Consider the following 17,405-nt stretch of genomic DNA (forward strand, 5'->3'; position numbering starts at 1 on the left):
GACGGGAGCGCGGGGGATCGTGGGTTAGGTAATGGCACACTGGACGGACGCGCGGCACTGCTCGACTGCCGAGACCGACCGAGAACCGACACTTGTTTAGGACTGACGTAAACGATGGAACTGCTATTTCCGCTGCTGATCGTGGCATTGCTCGTACCGATGTTCCTCAACGTGCGTAAGCAGAAGAAGGTGCTTGCCGAAACTCAGAGCCTGCAGGACTCGTTGAAGGTTGGAGACGAGGTCGTGACGACTGCCGGCCTCTACGCCCGAGTCGTGCTGGTCGAAGAGGACACCGTGGATCTGGAGATCGCGGACGGAATCATCACCACCTGGTCGCGCGCCGTCGTTCGCGAGGTACTCCCGGCCGACAGCGAAGATTCGACCGAGATCGACGAGTTCGTCGCACCGGATGACCTGTCCGGCGTCGAGGGCGCAGGTCCATCTCTGGAGAAGAACGCGTCGTCGCAGCCTGCCACCGACGAGACCGTCGAGCAGAGCGCACGCCGCCTCGAAAAAGAGTGACACAAAGATGACCGCAGCCGCTGTCGGACTCGATCCGGCAGCGGTTTCGCGTGCGAGGGCCCAGGTGTCCGTTTTCGCCTGATCGGCTCGGCGTCGTCTTCATGTTTTCTTTCCGCTTCACCGTCTACTGCCAAGAGGAGAATCACACACCGTGGCACCTTCAAGCGGATCGGTGCATCCATCCCGCTATCTCGCCGTATTCGGCGTTCTGATGGCCGTCGTGTATGCACTGGTCTTCTTCACCGGAGACAAGTCGCCCGAGCCGAAGCTAGGGATCGACCTCGAGGGCGGTACCCGCGTCACGCTGACCGCGCGCACGCCGGACGGCAGTTCGCCGAGCCGTGAGAGCCTCATCCAAGCGCAGCAGATCATCACCACGCGTGTCGATGGTCTCGGTGTCGGTGGATCAGAGGTTCTGATCGACGGAGAGAATCTGGTCATCACGGTTCCCGGGGACGACGGCGCCCAGGCCAGGACCCTCGGTCAGACGGCGCGTCTGTTTATTCGTCCGGTTATACAAGCTGCTCAGCCAGCCGCGGGTGCACCCCAGGGTGGGGCTCCGGCCGCGGGAGGCACAGCCACCGAGGTCCCAGCCACCGACGTCCCAGCCACCGAGGCGCCTGCGCCGAGCGGAGACACCGTTCCTCAACCGCGACCGTTCCCGGCTCAGGACCCCAGTGCTGTCGATCCGACGCCCGGCGCAGAGAACCCCGCCGCTACTCCGGCAGCCGAGACACCCGCAAACGAGGAGCCGGCAGGTTCCGACGCCGAGCAGGCCGCCGATCAGATCACCGAGGCCAAAGCGCTGCGCCAGAGCGAGGACCCGCAGGTGCAGCAGGCCGCGCTCGCGACGATCGACTGCAACGCGGTCGACCCACTTCAAGGCAACGACGATCCAGCTCTGCCTCTCGTTGCGTGCTCGACCGACGGAACGTCCGTGTATCTCCTCGGTCCGAGCATCATCGACGGGCAGCAGATCGCCGACGCCACGTCGGGCTTCAACTCGCAGCAGTCGCGCCACGAGGTGAGCCTGAGTTTCGATTCCGAGGGCAGCAACACCTGGGCTCAGTTCACCGGCGCCAACATCGGTAGCCAGGCCGCGTTCACGCTCGACTCGAAGGTCGTCAGCGCCCCCCAGATTCAGGGCGCGACTCCCGCCGGCAGCGCCACCTCAATCACCGGTCAGTTCACGGCGCAGGGCGCGTCCGATCTGGCGAACACCCTGAAGTACGGCTCGTTGCCGCTGTCGTTTGCTTCGTCCGAGGCCGAGACCGTATCGGCGACGCTGGGCCTGGCTTCGCTCGAAGCGGGACTTCTCGCCGGCGCCATCGGCTTGCTCCTCGTGCTGGTGTACTGCCTCGTCTATTACCGGGCGCTCGGATTCCTGACGGCTCTCTCGCTCGTACTTGCGGGCGCGATGGTCTACGGGATTCTGGTGCTGCTGGGGAGATGGATCAGCTTCACTCTCGACCTCGCGGGCATTGCAGGCCTCATCATCGGCATCGGTATGACAGCCGACTCGTTCGTCGTGTTCTTCGAGCGCATCAAAGACGAGATTCGCGAGGGTCGCAGCTTCAGGTCGGCAGTTCCACGTGGTTGGACGCGTGCCCGCAAGACGATTCTGTCCGGCAACGCGGTCAGTTTCATTGCCGCTGCAGTTCTCTACGTTCTCGCTGCTGGCCAGGTGCAAGGCTTTGCCTTCACGCTCGGCCTCACGACCGTCCTCGACGTGCTCGTCGTGTTCCTCGTGACGTGGCCTCTCGTACACATCGCGTCGAAGTCCAAGTTCTGGTCGAAACCGGGAGTGAACGGGCTGGGCGCTGTCGCGCAGATCGCACAGGAACGCAGACGCACTGCTGCACGCACCGTCGTGAGCAAGGCGGCACTCGATGCGCCGTCGAAGGGGGCTTGAGATGACCGAATCTTCACCGAACACGGATGGAACCAGCGCGGGCTCGACACTGCTGGAGGATTCCGGCGTCGATCAGAGTTCGCAGCCCAAGCACAGCTGGCTTTCGCGCCTGTACACGGGAACCGGCGCATTCGAAGTGGTCGGTCGTAGGCGGTTCTACTACGGGTTGACCGGCGTCATCGTGCTCATCTGCTTGCTGAGCATGGTGTTCCGTGGATTCACCCTCGGTATCGACTTCGAGGGCGGGACCAAGATTCAGGTTCCGGCGTCGGACAACGTGACGTCCGAGCAGGTGGAAACAGTCTTCACCGACACTCTCGGTTTCGGGCCGGAAGCCGTGCAGACAGTCGGATCAGGCGCCGCGGCCACCGTTCAGGTTCGATCCGAGGCACTCGACGCCGGTCAGGTCGATCAGGTCCGTGACGCACTTTTCGGCGCGTTCCAGCCGGTAGACAACACTGGCACCGCCACGCCGAACGCAATCAGCTTCTCCGACGTCAGCGAAACCTGGGGTGGCCAGATCACCCAGAAGGCGCTGATCGCCCTCGTGGTGTTCCTCGTGATCGTCAGCATCTACATCGCGATCCGATACGAACGTGACATGGCGGCCGCCGCGTTGGCCGCATTGTTCTTCGACCTCCTGGTCACCGCGGGCGTCTACTCGTTGGTCGGATTCGAGGTCACCCCGGCCACGGTGATCGGACTGCTCACCATTCTCGGTTTCTCTCTGTACGACTCCGTCGTGGTATTCGACAAGGTCGAGGAGAACACTCGCGGAATCCTGCACCTGAATCGAAAGACCTACGGCGAGCAGGCAAACCTCGCCGTGAACCAGACCCTGATGCGATCGATCAACACCACCGTCATCGGAGTGCTTCCGGTGTTGGCCCTGATGGTCGTCGCTGTCTGGCTTCTCGGAGTGGGCACGCTCAAGGATCTCGCACTCGTCCAGCTCGTCGGAATGATCGTCGGTGCATACTCGTCGATCTTCTTCGCCACTCCGCTCCTCGTCACGATCAAGGAAAAGTGGGGCCCCGTCGCCGTCCATACCAAGAAGGTGTTGGCCAAGCGGGCCGAAGCAGCGAATCGAGTCGGCGGCGCCGGCTATGTCGCAGCCGGATCGTCGACATCCCCCGACGCCCCTGTGACGCCTCGGGTCGGCTCGCGGCCGACCGGGAAGCGCGCCAAGAAGAGGCGCTGATGAGTGCCCGCGTAGCTCGGACCTCGGCGACGGCAACCGGACTGGTTGCCGTCGTCGCAGCCTGCACTCTCGTGGGGTGTTCGACGCCGGAGGACCAAGTGCCGTCCATCGGGTTCGGCGTCGACAATGCGTTGACGACGTACAACGCACAAACTGTCGACGGCGCCGCGTCCGCGGCCAAGCAAGTGTTCCCGCGCGTTCAGACCGGATTCAGCTATCTGGGGCCTGAGGGAGAATCGCTCGCGGACAACGACATCGGTGGATTCGCAGCGATACCAGGGGATGTACTGACGGTCGCGTACACCATCGCGCCGCAGGCAACCTACTCCGACGGCGTTCCCATGACGTGCGACGACCTCGTCCTCACCTGGGCGGCGAACAACGGCACGTTCATTGCTGGGCCGCAGGGGGTTCCGCTCTTCGACTCCGCGTCGTCTGCGGGGTACTCGGACATCGAGCGGGTGGACTGCGAATCCGGGAGCAAGAACGCCACCGTCGTCTTCCGGGCCGGTCGCAGCTACGAAGGTTGGCGAAGCCTGTTCGGTGCGACCGATCTGTTGCCTGCACACGTGGCGGCCCGCGTCGCGAACGTCCCCAATGTGGTCGACCCCATCCGGACGGGTGATCTCGCCGCAGTGGGCCGCATCGCGGATTTCTGGAACAACGGATGGAACCTGACGCCTGGGCAGGTGGATCTCTCGCTTCTGCCGTCCAACGGGCCGTACCGCGTCGACTCGTACACCGAGGACGGCGGGCTCGTACTCGTCGCCAACGAAACGTGGTGGGGCGTTCCGCCGGAGACCGAACGTATCGTCGTGTGGCCCAAGGGCGCCGACACTCTTGCGAAGGCCGAGTCGGGAGACGTCGAAGTAATCGACCAGGGCGCGGGTGCCGCGGTTCCCTCCGAGGGTTTCGACCAGCTCGACTATCCGTCGCACGGTGTGGAACAGCTGACTCTGGCCACGAGCGGCGCGCTCGCGTCCTCCGCGTCGCGCCGGGCATTGGCGTTGTGCACTCCACGAGAATCCCTCTTCGAGGATTTCGGACACGCTGGGTACGACAAGACCGCAGGAATCGGGTCCGGCCCTGTGGATTCGCGTCTGGTGCAACCCAACACGTTGTTGTACGCCCCGGTCGCGGCGACGGCCGAAGGTCGGTACCGCCAGCCGGACACGGCAGCCGCGTCCGCGGAATTGGACGGCGCAGGGCTCGTAGTACGGATCGGTTATCTCGCTCCTGACACACGGCGTGCCAGCATCGTCGCCGATATCGCCGCAGCATGCGCGCCGGCGGGGATAACCGTCGAAGACGCCGGGTCACCGCAGTTCGGCCCGACGGCGCTGCGTGCAGGCGCGGTCGACGCAGTACTCGGTTCGACGGCATCGGCGTCCGGGGCCGCGGGGGCCGTGTCCGACGAGGCTGCGAGGTACAGCCTGCACAGCGGCGTCGGAAGCAACGTCGGGGGATACGACAACGGGCGAATCGACGCCATAGTGGGCCAACTCGCAGTCGACACGAACGACGCCACAGCGTTGTCGGTCGCCACCGAAGGCGAGCGCATCCTATGGCAGGAAATGCCGTCCGTTCCGCTGTTCAATCAGCCTCGCGCGCTTGTCTCGTCGGAGGGTATGGACAACGTGGTGGCCAATCCGACGGTCTCGGGTGCGGGATGGAACATGGATCGATGGATACTGCACCGGTGAGCAGACACTCCGAGGCCGAACTTGTCAGCGCTGCGTCGAGAAACATCGACCGCCTCGTTCGATGGGCAGACGACTTTCCGGTCGACGGCGTTCGATTCGCCGACCTGACTCCGGTCTTCGCCGATGCCGAGGGGCTGTCCAGCGTCGTCGACGCTCTTGCCTCCGGCGGGACCGGGGCCGATCTGGTCGCGGGTATCGATGCGCGCGGGTTCCTACTCGGGGCGGGCGTTGCGCTGGCTCTGGGAACCGGCGTGCTCGCTGTGCGGAAAGCGGGAAAGCTGCCACCGCCGGTCGTGTCGCAGAGCTACCAACTGGAATACGGTTCGGCGGAACTCGAAATCCCCGAGGACATCGATGTTTCCGGTCGCAAGGTCTTGGTCGTGGACGATGTCCTGGCCACCGGCGGCACCGCCGCTGCCACGGTGGAACTGATCCGGTCGCGCGGAGCAGAAGTAGTAGGAGCTGCTTTCGCGCTCGAGATCACGGCGCTCGGGGGCAGAGCCAAGTGCGTCGGCTACCCGGTCGTCTGCCTCAGGCAGGTATGAGGACTAAAGTCGAACGATACTGAAGTCGTTCTCGGCACCTGGGCCAGAGCAGCTACTGCGGCAGGAGGCGATCACTGTGACCCGTTACGTCGACCAACCCTTGCCGGACCGTCCCGCATCGCAGACAGACGCGGACACCACCGTCGAACAAGCGGTGGAACCAGCGCCCGTCACCGAACGGGAAGCTGTCCCGACGGTTCCCACGTCGGCATCGAGGCGTGTGCGTGCGCGGCTCGCTCGTCGAATCACCGCCGGGCGCAACGCCGCGGTGAAACCGGTGTTGGAACCGTTGGTGAGCCTGCATCGTGAGCTGTATCCGAAGGCCGATCTCGCGCTGTTGCAACGTGCGTACGATGTCGCCGACGAGCGACATGCGACGCAGATGCGCAAGTCGGGCGATCCGTACATCACCCACCCTCTTGCGGTTGCCAACATTCTCGCCGAGCTCGGGATGGACACGACGACTCTCGTCGCCGCGCTGTTGCACGACACGGTGGAGGACACCGGTTACTCGTTGGCGCAGCTGACCGAGGAGTTCGGTGAAGAGGTCGCGCACCTCGTCGACGGAGTCACCAAACTCGACAAAGTGGTTCTCGGCACAGCCGCCGAGGGCGAGACGATCCGCAAGATGATCATCGCGATGGCTCGCGACCCGCGGGTACTGGTCATCAAGGTGGCCGACCGCCTGCACAACATGCGCACGATGCGTTTCCTGCCACCCGAGAAGCAGGCGCGGAAGGCAAAGGAAACCCTGGAAGTCATTGCGCCGCTCGCTCATCGCCTCGGAATGGCGACCGTCAAGTGGGAGCTCGAGGACCTGGCCTTCGCAATCCTGCATCCGAAGAAGTACGACGAGATCGTCCGACTCGTCGCCGATCGAGCTCCGTCGAGAGACACCTACCTGGAAAAGGTCAGGGTCGAGATCAACGCATCGCTGTCCGCGTCGCGCATCAACGCAGTGGTCGAAGGCAGACCGAAACACTACTGGTCGATCTATCAAAAAATGATCGTCAAGGGCCGCGATTTCGACGATATCCATGACCTCGTCGGAGTGCGCATCCTGTGCGACGAGATTCGCGACTGTTACGCGGCAGTCGGCGTCGTACATTCTTTGTGGCAGCCGATGGCCGGCCGATTCAAGGACTACATCGCGCAGCCTCGTTACGGGGTCTATCAGTCGTTGCACACCACCGTGGTCGGTCCTGAAGGGAAGCCTCTCGAGGTACAGATCCGGACGCGAGACATGCACCGGACGGCAGAGTTCGGAATCGCAGCGCACTGGCGTTACAAGGAAACCCGCGGCAAGCACGGCAACGACAACGCCGAAGTCGACGACATGGCGTGGATGCGTCAACTTCTCGACTGGCAGCGGGAGGCTGCGGATCCGGGGGAGTTCCTCGAGTCGTTGCGGTACGACCTCGCAGTCAAAGAGATCTTCGTGTTCACGCCCAAGGGCGACGTCGTGACGCTTCCCGCTGGTTCGTGCCCCGTCGACTTCGCCTACGCCGTACACACCGAAGTCGGGCACCGCTGCATCGGCGCCAGGGTCAACGGAAGGCTCGTTGCACTCGAACGCACGCTCGACAACGGCGAGGTCGTCGAGGTGTTCACCTCGAAGGCCGTCACCGCAGGGCCGAGCAGGGACTGGCAGGGTTTCGTCGTCTCACCACGCGCGAAGACAAAGATCCGGCAGTGGTTTGCCAAGGAGCGCCGAGAGGAAGCGCTCGAAGCGGGCAAGGACGCCATCGCCAAGGAAGTCCGGCGGGGCGGTCTACCTCTACAACGACTGATGAACGCGGAGTCGATGTCGACGATCGCGCACGAGCTTCGATACGTCGACGTGTCCGCGCTGTACACCGCGGTCGGCGAGAGTCATGTTTCGGCGCAGCACGTCGTGCAGCGGTTGGTGGCTCACCTCGGCGGCGTCGGCGACGTCGAGGAGGAATTGGCCGAGCGTTCGACTCCGTCCACCATTCCGACACGTCCACGCCAGGTCGGCGACGCGGGCGTTCTGGTGTCCGGTACCGAAGGCGTCGTTGCCAAGTTGGCGAAGTGCTGCACACCGGTTCCGGGTGACGAAATCCTCGGGTTCGTCACCCGTGGCGGTTCGGTCAGCGTGCACCGCACCGACTGCACCAACGCGACCTCGCTCGGCGAGCAGTCCGAGCGGTTCATCGATGTCGAGTGGGCGCCGTCCGCGTCCTCGGTGTTTTTGGTGGCGATCCAGATCGAAGCACTCGATCGGCACCGCTTGCTGTCCGACGTCACCAAGGCACTCGCCGACGAGAAGGTCAACATCTTGTCCGCGTCGGTCGCTACTTCGGGCGACCGCGTGGCGATCAGCAAGTTCACCTTCGAGATGGGTGACCCCAAGCACCTGGGGCACGTCCTCAACGTCGTGCGCAATGTCGAAGGCGTGTACGACGTGTATCGGTTGACCTCCGCGGCCTGACCGTCGAACCATGTGAACGGAAATACACAGCCCGCTGTGTATTTCCGTTCACATGGAGACAGCTAGGAGGTCGCCGTCTGGATGACTACCGATGCGTTGGGAAGCCCATCGTTCCCCGGCGTCGAGACACCGGCGGCCGCGACTGCGTCGAGAGTGGCCAGGCCAGCATCGTCGATGGTGCCGAACACCGTGTACTGCGGAGGTAAGACAGAGTCCGCGTAGACCAGGAAGAACTGGCTGCCGTTGGTGTCGGGGCCTGCGTTCGCCATAGCCACTGTTCCGCGCGGGTACACGACCGGACTGGAGGCTGCCGGGTCGTCGACGGCATACGCGGTTGTCGGGTACTCGTTGGCGAATTCGTAGCCAGGGCCACGGTTGCCTTTGCCGGACGGGTCACCGCACTGCAAAACCTGCAGCCCCTCGGTTGTCGTGAGACGGTGGCAGATCGTGTCGTCGAAGTAGCCTTGCGAGGACAGCGATACGAAGCTGTTCACAGTGCATGGTGCTTCGGCGCGGTCCAGTGTCAGTCCGATCGGTCCCTGGCTCGTTGTCAGCGCCACCTGGGCCGTGCCGACCGTCGACACATCAGTTTCCTGGGGCGCAGTGTTCTCTCTGATCGCTGGGGTCGCCGTGGGGTACGCACAGGACGTCGTCGACGCTTCTGATGCTGGTACGGCCGGCAATGCACCGAACCGGCTGAGATCGAGAGGCTGCGCTTGTGTGGTGGTTGCCGCACTCGACGTGGTCGACGCCGCAGGCTGGGGTGTGTCCGAGGTCGTGGACGAGCACCCGGCCAGCATCAACCCGGCTGCCGCTGCGGTGACGAGAAGTGCCGTCGTCCGCATCAGAGATCGCTCACCATAGTGGTGATGTCGACAGGGAGTGCAGGCTTGCCGTCGGCCCCGCCGCCCTCGACGCCACCTGCTGCGACCTTGTCCAAGGTCTCGAGGCCGGTCTCGTCGATCGTGCCGAACACGGTGTACGCAGGTGGAAGTGTGGAGTCACCGTAGACGAGGAAGAATTGGCTCCCGTTCGTTCCGGGCCCGGCATTCGCCATCGCGATCGTGCCACGTGGATACGCGATCGGCTCTTCGGCAGCCGGGTCGCCCTCCGCGTACTGGTCGGCCGGGAACTCGTCGGCGAACTGGTAGCCGGGGCCGCCCATTCCATTACCGGCCGGATCGCCGCACTGCAGCACCTGCAGGGAAGCGCCGGTCGTCAGACGGTGGCATTGGGTGCCGTCGTAGTAGCCCTGGTTGGCCAGGGACACGAAACTGTTGACCGTGCACGGCGACTGTGGATTGTCGAGCGTGAGCCCGATGTTTCCCTGGGTCGTACTCATGCTGTAGCTGAGGGCCTCGTCGCTCGTCGGAACACCGTCCGTACGAGGGGGAGTGTTCTCTTTCGCCGCAGGCTGGGGCGACGCGGGATAAGCGCAATCGACGGTCTCGGGCAGCGCCTCGGCTCGGCCGTCGGCAATCAGCGTGTCGCCGTTCGGCGTCGCGCCCGATGCCGTGTTCTCGGCGTCGTCGGAGCCCCGGGTGAGAGCGAACACCACCGCGACCGCACCGACCACGACCACGAGACCCAGCACGGATCCGGCGATGGTCAGCTGTTTACGCTTCTTGGCTCGTTCGGATCGACGTGCGAGTTGACGTTCGAGCTTCCTCTTCGCTGCCTCGCGCCGCTGCTCGTTGCTGGGCAATTGACGTGTCCTCCTGCTCGTCCAGGATCGACTCCGGTGGAGATCGATCCGGCTGCTCGACGGCCGTGACCGGCCGTGAGTGAGTGTGCCATTACATCCTGAGAGCATTCTGACGGGCATCTCCCTAGTGCGCCTGCCGGGATGCTGGCGACATGCAGCGTCGCGGGGTGCAACTATCCTGTCGAAGACCTTGCCGTACCGAATTAGGAGCTGCAGCTGTGCTCGTCACCGGATTCCCGGCGGGAATGTTCCAAACGAACTGTTATGTGCTGGCCCACGACGGGGCGGACCAATGTGTGATCGTCGACCCCGGTCAGGATGCGACCGAGCCGCTCTACCGTTTCTTGAGCGAGTCGGGGGTGAGCCCAACCGCGGTGCTCCTGACACACGGGCATCTCGATCACACGTGGTCGGTCGAACCGGTGTGCGAGAAGTTCGGCATTCCTGCGTACATCCACGCCGAGGACCGTTACATGCTGTCGGATCCGGTCAAGGGGACAGGACCTGCGCTTGCCGCGCTGCTGGGGGACACCACGTTCTCCGAACCGGAACTGGTCGAGGAGCTCGTCGGCGGAGCTTCGATCGAACTGGCCGGGATCACGTTCGGCGTCGTTCATACGCCCGGCCACACCCAGGGCTCGGTCGTTTTCACGGTCGATGTCGACACTCCGGACGGTCCCATCGCCATTGCATTGACGGGCGACACACTGTTCGCCGGCTCGATCGGGCGTACCGATCTGCCCGGCGGTAACCACGAGCAGCTGTTGCGGTCGATCGCGTCTTCGCTGTTGCCTCTCGCCGACGACACCGTGGTTCTGCCCGGGCACGGCGGCCGAAGTTCGATCGGAGCCGAGCGCGCGTCCAATCCGTTTCTCGTTGGACTCTCGGACCCCGAACAAGGAAAGCTGTGACCGTGAGCAAGCCGAGTACGTTCTCCGCGCCCAAGGGCATCCCCGATTACTTTCCGCCGAATTCTGCGGAATTCGTCGCTGTGCGAGAGGGACTTCTGTCCGCTGCTCGGAACGCCGGGTACGGACACATAGAACTCCCGATCTTCGAGGACACGGGGTTGTTCGCACGCGGGGTCGGCGAGTCGACGGACGTGGTCAGCAAAGAGATGTACACGTTCGCCGACCGTGGTGACCGCTCGGTGACACTGCGTCCCGAGGGAACGGCGGGCGTGATGCGTGCTGTCATAGAGCACGGTCTCGACCGCGGCGCGCTTCCCGTCAAACTTGCCTATGCGGGGCCGTTCTTCCGATACGAGCGCCCGCAGGCCGGACGCTACCGCCAGCTGCAACAGGTCGGCGTCGAAGCCATAGGCGTCGACGACCCCGCTCTGGATGCCGAGGTGATAGCGGTCGCGGACACCGGATTTCGTAGTCTGGGGCTCACCGACTTTCGGCTGGAGATCACCTCACTCGGTGACGACACGTGCCGGCCTCAATATCGTGAACGCCTCCAGGAGTTCCTGTTCGCGTTGCCGCTGGACGAAGAGACACGCACGCGGGCCGAGATCAACCCATTGCGGGTACTCGACGACAAACGGCCCGAGGTGCGCGAGATGACTGCGGACGCGCCGCTGATGCTCGATCACCTGTCGGATACCGCAAAAGCGCACTTCGACGAGGTTCTCGGACACCTCGACGCGTTGAACGTCGCATACGTCGTCAATCCGCGCATGGTGCGCGGCCTCGACTACTACACGAAGACGACATTCGAATTCGTCCACGACGGGCTCGGTGCACAGTCGGGAATCGGCGGTGGTGGCCGGTACGACGGGTTGATGGCCCAGCTCGGCGGCCAGGAACTGTCCGGCATCGGCTTCGGGCTCGGCGTCGACCGCACCATCCTGGCATTGGCAGCCGAGGGTAAATCGGCAGGAACTGCGGCCCGGTGCGCCGTGTTCGGGGTGCCGCTCGGAAACGATGCGAAAGCGAAGATCGTTGCCCTCGCAGGCGCCTTGCGCGCCAAGGGAATCAGCGTCGACCTCGCGTACGGCAACCGCGGTGTCAAGGGCGCTATGAAGGCGGCCGACAGGTCGGGTGCTCAGTACGCCCTGGTACTGGGAGACAAGGAGTTGGCCGACGGCAACGTCGTGGTCAAAGAACTGTCGACGGGGGAGCAGGCCGCCGTGGCGCTGACCGAGGTCGTGTCGTACTTGGAGGGGCACCTTGCCGGCTGACGGTGCGTCGGACGACCGCGTCGAATTGGATTTGATTCCGATCGAGCTGGTCGCCCCGCGCTTGCGGAAGGTTGCTGTCGGCGCGATCGTCGTGGGAATTCTGCTCGCCGTGATCGCGAGCTTCTTCCTCCCCCCGACCGTGGCCGTTGTTCTGGGCCTGGTCGTCGCGGTGCCAACGGCGGGCTCGGCGTGGATCGGTCTTCGGCGTCGTACGTGGCTGGTCGGCAACGTGATCCACACCCGAGGTGGATTTCGTACCAAGAAGGTCGAGGTGTCGTCGTTGGTCTCTGCCGAGGTCCAGGTCAGGACGGCACGAATCGATCAGATCTCGCTGCGCCTGTACGACGGTGCAACCAGGGCCACGATCGCACTCGCCCTGTACACCAACGGCGGGGGCCGCGAATTGCCGATCCTGTCACTGCGCCGCCTCGCCGACGCATTGTGGACGAGCGAGCTGGTGCCTGCGGCGGCGATCGCGTCGGTACTCGTCGATCAGCTGAAGGCCGAGGCGCGCGACGCAGGGCTCGACGAACGACCGTTGTATCGGGCGGCGCAGTTGGTCAGGGATGCTGGTCGCACACCGCTCGCGACCCTGACCGACGGAGAAGTCGCAGCGCTGACGAACTGACTTTCTCAGGTCACCAGGAACGCATCGAGCACAACGGATTCCGACGACCGTGAGCCCGACGTGACCACCAGTGCGCGGTTCAGATAGGTGAACTGCGGAACGGACGTTTCGATGTCGAGCGTGCCTCGGAAGTAGTACGACGCCGGGTCGATGTCCTCGGTGCTGTTCAACGATTCGATGACGTCGGCAGGGCCGAATTGCACGCCGCGGTAGCCGAGCGAAATATAGCCCCCGTCGGTGAGTTCCAAGATCAGGTCCGCAGAGAACCTGGTTCCGCCGTCGCCTCGTGTGACCGCAACGAGCGAACTGGACCCGGTCAGAGTTCCGTCGATGTCCGGGCCGGGCGCTGCGCCGCCGAGAATCGGTGTCACGATCCGTTCGCCCACAGGGACTTTCCCGATGTCGATGGGGGCACCGAGCGTGAGGCCGAGTCGAAGAATGGGTTCGAGAGTCGGCGCGATGGGGGCGGTCACGTGGGAGGGCTCCTCGGGGAGTCGGTGGGACACGGTCAGGGTGTTGGCGGGGCTACTTTTACACGCTATCGGAAGTCGAGTCCCTGCTCTCGCGCGCCTTGACATGTTGTAGAACGCATGTTCGACTGTGCGTATGCGATGGGCCGGTCAGACACTCGACGCCGGGGATGACGGGGCGCTACCGGGACTCGAACGGGCAGGTCTGGTTCGGAGTGTTCAGACGCCGGAGTTCGAGGGCATCACGTTTCACGAGGTGCTGTGCAAGAGTGCCCTCAACAAGGTCACCGGAGATTCGTCGCTACCGTTCTCGTGGACCGTCAATCCTGCACGCGGGTGCTCTCATGCGTGCCGCTACTGTTTCGCGCGGCCGACGCACGAGTACCTCGATCTCGATTCCGGCAACGACTTCGACTCTCAGATCGTGGTCAAGACGAACATCGCAGCCGTGCTGCGCAAGGAACTCGCGCGTCGATCGTGGAAACGCGAGCCCGTCGCGTTGGGTACGAACACCGATCCGTACCAACGGGCCGAGGGTCGATATCGGTTGATGCCCGGGATCATTCGTGCCCTCGCGGAGTCGGGCACGCCGTTCTCGATTCTGACCAAGGGGACGTTGTTGCGGCGGGACCTGCCCCTGCTCACGCTTGCGGCAGGCCAAGTCGATGTTCACATCAGTATCAGTCTTGCCATCCACGACGCGGATCTTCAGAAGCAGCTCGAGCCTGGAACGCCAAGTCCGCGTGCGCGATTGGATCTCATCCGAGCGATCCGGGACGCCGGACTGCCGTGTGGGGTCCTGGTTGCGCCGGTCATTCCCTTCCTCACCGACGGAGCGCGGCAGTTGGAGGGACTTGTCGAGGCGCTCGCGGACGCAGGCGCATCTTCGGTGACCGCTATGCCAATGCATCTTCGGTCGTCGACGAAGGACTGGTTCATGTCCTGGGTGGCCGAGAATCATCCGGCGCTCGTCCGTCGCTACCGCCAGCTGTACGGCAGCGGCGCGTACGTCACCCCCGAATACAAGGCGTGGCTTCGGGGCCGTATCGATCCCTTGCTCGATCAGTACGGATTCGGAGTCGACGAACCGAGGTCGATGCCGGACAACGTTCCTGCCGAACCGGTTCGGCAGGAACGTGATCCTGCACTCATGCTGTTCTGAGTGCGGTGGGACCGGTCAGCCCTGGGGATTGTCGAGATCCCGGGCCGCGAACGTGTCGCAGGCCGATACCTGGCCGGTTCGGTAGCCGACCGAGAACCACGCCTGACGCTGTTCGGACGACCCGTGCGTCCAGCCTTCGGGGTTGACACGACCGCTCGACGCTTGCTGAATCCGATCGTCACCGACCGAGGAGGCCGCCGACAACGCGTCGCGAATATCGGTGTCGGTCAGCGGCTCCAAGAACGGCTCGCCGGTGTTCGAATCAGGAATGACTGCGGCGTGGTTTGCCCAGATTCCCGCATAGCAGTCTGCTTGAAGTTCGACACGCACTGCGCCGGATTGCGCGCCCTGCGGGTCTGCCTGTGCACGACCGATGTCGCCGAGCTGATTTTGAATGTGATGCCCGACCTCGTGGGCAACGACGTACTCCTGTGCAAGCTGTCCGCCGCTCGAGCCGAAGCGATCGACGAGGACTTGGAAAAAGCTGGTGTCGAAGTACGCGGTCGAATCCGCGGGACAGTAGAAGGGACCGACCGCGCTGGTCGCGTTGCCGCAGCCGGTGTTAGTAGACCCACTGAAGATCTGTACCTCGGGTTGCACGTAAACGACGCCGGTTTGCGGTCCCAGCTCGGACTCCCAGACGTCGTCGAGGCTTTGTACAGTACCGATGACCAGGCAGTCGACGTCGGAGTTGGCGTCGGTACCGGTCTTGCACTGCTCGAACGAGCCATCCGTGCCGCTCGACTCCGCAGAGTTGTCTGCGGTGCCGCTGAGCTGGCCGAGAATGGAACCCGGATCGCCGCCGAACAGCAAAGCCAGGACGATGATGACCAATCCGCCTGCGCCACCGCCGAGTGCGATCTTCCCGCCCCGGCCTCCGCCGCCGGATTTGACGCGATTCGAATCCAGCTGCGCACCTTCTCTGAAGGTCATCGTTTCGTTCCTCTCGCGCCGTCCCGTACGTCGGACGAAGGCAGACAAATGGTCGGTCGGCATTAGCTTCGCACGTCGCAGTGGTATCGCGTTTCCTGTCTGTGGATGCGCTCCGTAGGATTGGTGACCGACGAACACGCTTTTCGGAATTTCTGTGAAAGGAAACCAGTGCTGCGCACCCACCTCGCCGGCTCACTTCGATCCGAGCACGTCGACCGAACAGTCACCCTGACGGGTTGGGTTGCGCGTCGCCGCGATCACGGCGGAGTCATCTTCATCGACCTACGTGACGCCTCTGGCGTCGCGCAGGTCGTGTTTCGTGAAGGCGAGGTCGCCGAGAAGGCGCACCGTCTACGCGCCGAATACGTCGTGAAGGTGACCGGCAAGGTCGAGGGTCGGCCCGAAGGAAACCAGAACTACGAGATCCCGACCGGCGCTATCGAGGTCGATGCGTCCGACATCGAGGTTCTTTCCGAAAGCGCACCGCTGCCCTTCCAGCTCGACGATCAGCCGGGTGAAGAAGCGCGCCTGAAGTATCGGTACCTCGACCTTCGACGTGCCGGCCCCGGCCACGCAATTCGTCTTCGGTCACAGGTCAACGCCGCTGCGCGAAACGTCCTGGCTCACCACGAGTTCGTCGAGGTCGAGACACCCACCCTGACGCGGTCTACTCCGGAGGGGGCTCGCGACTTCCTGGTTCCTGCGCGGTTGCAGCCCGGTAGCTTCTACGCTTTGCCTCAGAGCCCGCAGCTGTTCAAGCAGCTGTTGATGGTCGGCGGCATCGAGCGGTACTACCAGATTGCGCGCTGCTACCGCGACGAGGACTTCCGCGCCGACCGGCAACCCGAGTTCACGCAGCTCGACGTGGAGATGAGCTTCGTCACTCAGGACGACATCATCCTGTTGGCCGAGGAGATCCTTGCCGCGTTGTGGAAGCTCGTCGGATACGAGTTCACGTCGTCCATTCCGCGCATCACGTACGCCGAGGCGATGCGCCGTTACGGGTCCGACAAGCCTGACCTGCGGTTCGACATCGAACTCGTCGAGTGCACCGATTTCTTCTCCGACACGCAGTTCCGAGTCTTCCAAGCGCCGTACGTGGGTGCAGTGGTGATGCCGGGCGGCGCATCTCAGCCGCGTAAGCAGCTCGACAAGTGGCAGGAATTCGCCAAACAGCGCGGTCACAAGGGTCTGGCCTACGTCCTCGTGGGGGAGGACGGCAGCCTCGGGGGTCCGGTGGCGAAGAACCTCACCGACACCGAGCGTGACGGCATCGCTGCACACGTCGGCGCGCAGCCCGGTGATGCAATCTTCTTCTCCGCAGGTCCGATCAAGGCATCTCGCGGCCTCCTCGGCGCAGTGCGCGGCGAAATTGCGCGCAAGCTGGACCTGATCGACCCGAAGGCGTGGGCCTTCGTGTGGGTCGTCGACGCCCCGCTGTTCGAACCGACGTCCGACGCCACCGCCAGTGGCGACGTTGCCGTCGGGTCCGGGGCGTGGACTGCCGTGCATCACGCGTTCACCTCTCCCAAGCCGGAGTCGCTCGAGACGTTCGACACCGATCCGGGGTCGGCGTTGGCCTACGCGTACGACATCGTCTGCAACGGCAATGAGATCGGCGGCGGCAGTATTCGTATCCATCGCAAGGACATTCAGGAACGAGTGTTCGCGATCATGGGTATCGGCAAGGACGAGGCCCAGGAGAAGTTCGGGTTCCTGCTCGACGCCTTCAGCTACGGCGCTCCGCCGCACGGCGGCATCGCGTTCGGATGGGACCGCATCACAGCGTTGCTCGCAGGTGTCGATTCCATTCGTGAGGTCATCGCCTTCCCGAAGTCCGGCGGTGGCGTCGACCCCCTCACCGATGCGCCTGCCCCGATCACACCCTTGCAACGCAAGGAATCGGGCATCGACGCCAAGCCGGAGAAAAAGGAAGACAAGCTGGAATCGGTCGAGGCCGAGTAGCGCGACCACTGTGTGCCTCGTG

15 protein-coding genes are annotated in these 17,405 nt (G+C 64.0%); 11 read left to right on the plus strand and 4 right to left on the minus strand.

Annotation, left to right across the window (positions count from 1 at the left end; all coding sequences use genetic code 11):
• Positions 1–114: 114 nt before the first annotated feature.
• The 6 genes from yajC (at position 115) to D8W71_RS16315 (ending at position 8,335) form a co-directional block, all read left to right on the plus strand.
• Positions 115–522 carry a preprotein translocase subunit YajC gene (yajC, locus tag D8W71_RS16290; RefSeq protein ID WP_121114766.1) on the plus strand — a complete coding sequence of 136 codons (408 nt, stop codon included), beginning with the start codon at positions 115–117 and terminating at the stop codon, positions 520–522.
• 151 nt (positions 523–673) lie between these two features.
• Positions 674–2,434 carry a protein translocase subunit SecD gene (gene secD / locus D8W71_RS16295; RefSeq protein WP_201265103.1) on the plus strand — a complete coding sequence of 587 codons (1,761 nt, stop codon included), beginning with the start codon at positions 674–676 and terminating at the stop codon, positions 2,432–2,434.
• Position 2,435: 1 nt separating this feature from the next.
• A complete protein-coding gene (secF, locus tag D8W71_RS16300) occupies positions 2,436–3,635 on the plus strand; it encodes a protein translocase subunit SecF (RefSeq protein WP_121114770.1) in 1,200 nt (399 codons plus the stop codon).
• Positions 3,635–5,338, plus strand: coding sequence for an ABC transporter substrate-binding protein (locus tag D8W71_RS16305; RefSeq protein WP_121114772.1), 1,704 nt, complete (start codon positions 3,635–3,637; stop codon positions 5,336–5,338). Before secF ends, D8W71_RS16305 begins: the two co-directional genes overlap by 1 nt.
• Positions 5,320–5,883, plus strand: a complete 564-nt coding sequence (locus D8W71_RS16310; RefSeq protein ID WP_201265104.1) for an adenine phosphoribosyltransferase — start codon at positions 5,320–5,322, stop codon at positions 5,881–5,883. Before D8W71_RS16305 ends, D8W71_RS16310 begins: the two co-directional genes overlap by 19 nt.
• A gap of 154 nt (positions 5,884–6,037) precedes the next feature.
• Positions 6,038–8,335, plus strand: a complete 2,298-nt coding sequence (locus tag D8W71_RS16315; protein WP_236078020.1) for a RelA/SpoT family protein — start codon at positions 6,038–6,040, stop codon at positions 8,333–8,335.
• Positions 8,336–8,397: 62 nt separating this feature from the next.
• Here D8W71_RS16315 and D8W71_RS16320 read toward each other — a convergent pair whose 3' ends face one another.
• Entirely contained in the window at positions 8,398–9,180 is a 783-nt protein-coding gene (locus D8W71_RS16320; protein WP_121114778.1) for a peptidylprolyl isomerase, read from the minus strand.
• A complete protein-coding gene (locus tag D8W71_RS16325) occupies positions 9,180–10,040 on the minus strand; it encodes a peptidylprolyl isomerase (protein WP_121114782.1) in 861 nt (286 codons plus the stop codon). Before D8W71_RS16325 ends, D8W71_RS16320 begins: the two co-directional genes overlap by 1 nt.
• Before the next feature lie 218 nt (positions 10,041–10,258).
• Here D8W71_RS16325 and D8W71_RS16330 point away from each other — a divergent pair, with 218 nt between their 5' ends.
• The 3 genes from D8W71_RS16330 to D8W71_RS16340 are packed head-to-tail and all read left to right on the plus strand — an operon-like array spanning position 10,259 to position 12,853.
• Positions 10,259–10,951, plus strand: coding sequence for an MBL fold metallo-hydrolase (locus tag D8W71_RS16330; protein WP_121114784.1), 693 nt, complete (start codon positions 10,259–10,261; stop codon positions 10,949–10,951).
• A gap of 2 nt (positions 10,952–10,953) precedes the next feature.
• Positions 10,954–12,225: a histidine--tRNA ligase gene (gene hisS, locus D8W71_RS16335; RefSeq protein WP_121119351.1), complete on the plus strand. Its 1,272-nt coding sequence runs from the start codon at positions 10,954–10,956 to the stop codon at positions 12,223–12,225.
• Positions 12,215–12,853 carry a hypothetical protein gene (locus D8W71_RS16340; RefSeq protein ID WP_121114786.1) on the plus strand — a complete coding sequence of 213 codons (639 nt, stop codon included), beginning with the start codon at positions 12,215–12,217 and terminating at the stop codon, positions 12,851–12,853. The genes hisS and D8W71_RS16340 overlap by 11 nt, the downstream gene beginning before the upstream one ends.
• Before the next feature lie 5 nt (positions 12,854–12,858).
• Here D8W71_RS16340 and D8W71_RS16345 read toward each other — a convergent pair whose 3' ends face one another.
• Positions 12,859–13,326: a DUF3237 family protein gene (locus D8W71_RS16345; protein WP_121114788.1), complete on the minus strand. Its 468-nt coding sequence runs from the start codon at positions 13,324–13,326 to the stop codon at positions 12,859–12,861.
• A 133-nt stretch (positions 13,327–13,459) separates the two neighbouring features.
• On the opposite strand from D8W71_RS16345, the gene D8W71_RS16350 reads away from it, so the two are divergent.
• Entirely contained in the window at positions 13,460–14,485 is a 1,026-nt protein-coding gene (locus tag D8W71_RS16350) for an Rv2578c family radical SAM protein (RefSeq protein WP_121114790.1), read from the plus strand.
• A gap of 15 nt (positions 14,486–14,500) precedes the next feature.
• Here D8W71_RS16350 and ypfJ read toward each other — a convergent pair whose 3' ends face one another.
• Positions 14,501–15,418: a KPN_02809 family neutral zinc metallopeptidase gene (gene ypfJ / locus D8W71_RS16355; protein ID WP_121119352.1), complete on the minus strand. Its 918-nt coding sequence runs from the start codon at positions 15,416–15,418 to the stop codon at positions 14,501–14,503.
• Positions 15,419–15,586: 168 nt separating this feature from the next.
• On the opposite strand from ypfJ, the gene aspS reads away from it, so the two are divergent.
• Positions 15,587–17,383: an aspartate--tRNA ligase gene (gene aspS / locus D8W71_RS16360; protein WP_121114792.1), complete on the plus strand. Its 1,797-nt coding sequence runs from the start codon at positions 15,587–15,589 to the stop codon at positions 17,381–17,383.
• The last annotated feature ends 22 nt before the right edge of the window (positions 17,384–17,405 follow it).

The sequence above is a fragment of the Rhodococcus sp. P1Y genome, from assembly GCF_003641205.1.
Lineage (GTDB): Bacteria > Actinomycetota > Actinomycetes > Mycobacteriales > Mycobacteriaceae > Rhodococcoides.